We start from the raw sequence: 3,126 nt of genomic DNA on the forward strand, positions 1-3,126 counted from the left end.
TCTTTAACAAGGTGAAACAATTTGTAGTAATACACTGCAAGGCGAGGTTGAGTACTAACAATACTCAACATCAATATTGTGTGTCTCTCAAGCACACAATCCGGCGTCCAGGGAAACCTGGATGTAAGAAGTCGTTAGTAGTCGTTTGTGTTGTATGGTCAAGCGACTAAGCGTATACGGTGGATGCCTTGGCAGCTGGAGGCGATGAAGGACGTAGGAGCCTGCGAAAAGTCTAGGGGAGCTGGCACACAAGCTTTGATCCTGGAATGTCCGAATGGGGAAACCCACCTGTTTACAGGTATCGCATACTGAATACATAGGTATGCGAGGCGAACCCGGGGAACTGAAACATCTAAGTACCCGGAGGAAAAGAAATCAACCGAGATTCCCTGAGTAGCGGCGAGCGAAAGGGGATTAGCCCTTAAGCTAATTATGTCTTAGTGGAAGGATCTGGAAAGTTCCGCGATACAGGGTGATAGCCCCGTACACGAAAAGGCATTTTTAGTGAAATCGAGTAGGTCGGGACACGTGTTATCTTGACTGAATATGGGGGGACCATCCTCCAAGGCTAAATACTCCCAGCTGACCGATAGTGAACCAGTACCGTGAGGGAAAGGCGAAAAGAACCCCGGAGAGGGGAGTGAAATAGAACCTGAAACCGTATACGTACAAGCAGTAGGAGCCCTTCGGGGTGACTGCGTACCTTTTGTATAATGGGTCAGCGACTTATTGTCTGTAGCAAGGTTAACCGCTTAGGGGAGCCGTAGAGAAATCGAGTCTTAATAGGGCGTTTAGTTGCAGGCAATAGACCCGAAACCCGGCGATCTATCCATGGGCAGGTTGAAGGTTGAGTAACATCAACTGGAGGACCGAACTCACTAATGTTGAAAAATTAGGAGATGACCTGTGGATCGGAGTGAAAGGCTAATCAAGCCGGGAGATAGCTGGTTCTCCTCGAAAGCTATTTAGGTAGCGCCTCGCGTCTCACCCTCGGGGGTAGAGCACTGTTTGGGCTAGGGGGTCATCCCGACTTACCAACCCCATGCAAACTCCGAATACCGAGGAGTGCAATCGCGGGAGACACACGGCGGGTGCTAACGTCCGTCGTGGAAAGGGAAACAACCCAGACCGCCAGCTAAGGTCCCAAATACCAGTTAAGTGGGAAACGATGTGGGAAGGCCCAGACAGCTAGGAGGTTGGCTTAGAAGCAGCCATCCTTTAAAGAAAGCGTAATAGCTCACTAGTCGAGTCGGCCTGCGCGGAAGATATACCGGGGCTAAACTGGTAACCGAAGCTGCGGATGCCTTCGGGCATGGTAGAGGAGCGTTCTGTAAGCCGTTGAAGGTGAACCGGGAGGTTTGCTGGAGGTATCAGAAGTGCGAATGCTGACATGAGTAACGATAAGGGGGGTGAAAAACCTCCCCGCCGGAAGACCAAGGGTTCCTGTCCAACGCTAATCGGGACAGGGTTAGTCGGCCCCTAAGGCGAGGGCGAAAGCCGTAGTCGATGGGAAACAGGTTAACATTCCTGTACTTGCAATTGCTGCGATGGAGTGACGGAGAAGGCTAGGCCAGCATGGCGATTGGTTGTCCATGTTTAAGGTTGTAGGCTGGGGACTTAGGCAAATCCGGGTCCCTAAGGCTGAGAGCTGATGACGAGCCCTTTTTTGGGCGAAGTGGTTGATGCCCTGCTTCCAGGAAAAACTTCTAAGCTTCAGGCAATTGCGAACCGTACTCGAAACCGACACAGGTGGTCAGGTAGAGAATACCAAGGCGCTTGAGAGAACTCTGGTGAAGGAACTAGGCAAAATGGTACCGTAACTTCGGGAGAAGGTACGCCGGTTTTGGTGATGGGACTTGCTCCCTAAGCTGAGGCCGGTCGAAGTGACCAGGTGGCTGCGACTGTTTATTAAAAACATAGCACTCTGCAAACACGTAAGTGGACGTATAGGGTGTGACGCCTGCCCGGTGCCGGAAGGTTAATTGATGGGGTTAGCTTCGGCGAAGCTCTTGATCGAAGCCCCGGTAAACGGCGGCCGTAACTATAACGGTCCTAAGGTAGCGAAATTCCTTGTCGGGTAAGTTCCGACCTGCACGAATGGCGTAACGATGGCCACGCTGTCTCCACCAGAGACTCAGTGAAATTGAAATCGCTGTTAAGATGCAGTGTACCCGCGGCTAGACGGAAAGACCCCGTGAACCTTTACTACAGCTTTGCACTGAACTTTGAGCCTACTTGTGTAGGATAGGTGGGAGGCTTTGAAGCAGGAACGCTAGTTCCTGTGGAGCCGTCCTTGAAATACCACCCTGGTATGTTTGAGGTTCTAACCCAGGTCCGTAATCCGGATCGGGGACAGTGTATGGTGGGTAGTTTGACTGGGGCGGTCTCCTCCCAAAGAGTAACGGAGGAGTACGAAGGTGCACTCAGCATGGTCGGAAATCATGCAATGAGCATAATGGTATAAGTGCGCTTGACTGCGAGACAGACATGTCGAGCAGGTACGAAAGTAGGTCATAGTGATCCGGTGGTTCTGTATGGAAGGGCCATCGCTCAACGGATAAAAGGTACTCCGGGGATAACAGGCTGATACCGCCCAAGAGTTCACATCGACGGCGGTGTTTGGCACCTCGATGTCGGCTCATCACATCCTGGGGCTGAAGCCGGTCCCAAGGGTATGGCTGTTCGCCATTTAAAGTGGTACGCGAGCTGGGTTTAGAACGTCGTGAGACAGTTCGGTCCCTATCTGCCGTGGGCGTTGGAGATTTGAGAAGAGTTGCTCCTAGTACGAGAGGACCGGAGTGAACGAACCTCTGGTGTTCGGGTTGTCACGCCAGTGGCATTGCCCGGTAGCTATGTTCGGACGGGATAACCGCTGAAAGCATCTAAGCGGGAAGCCTCCTTCAAGATGAGATCTCCCTGGGACTTCGAGTCCCCTGAAGGGCCGTGGAAGACTACCACGTTGATAGGCTGGGTGTGGAAGCGTTGTGAGGCGTTGAGCTAACCAGTACTAATTGCCCGTGCGGCTTGACCATACAACAGAGATGGTTACTAACGATTCGGATTGTGAATTGCACAACCGAGAGACGCGCAAGACTTGCGGTGTATTACTACAGATTGTTTTACCGA

At 51.9% G+C, this 3,126-nt stretch carries 1 rRNA gene; it reads left to right on the forward strand.

Annotation, left to right across the window (positions count from 1 at the left end):
• The first annotated feature begins 156 nt into the window (after positions 1 to 156).
• Positions 157 to 3,032, forward strand: a 23S ribosomal RNA gene (locus BLW36_RS17035).
• Positions 3,033 to 3,126 lie beyond the last annotated feature (94 nt).

Origin of the sequence: Microbulbifer marinus (assembly GCF_900107725.1) — a bacterium.
GTDB classification, from domain to species: Bacteria; Pseudomonadota; Gammaproteobacteria; order Pseudomonadales; family Cellvibrionaceae; genus Microbulbifer; species Microbulbifer marinus.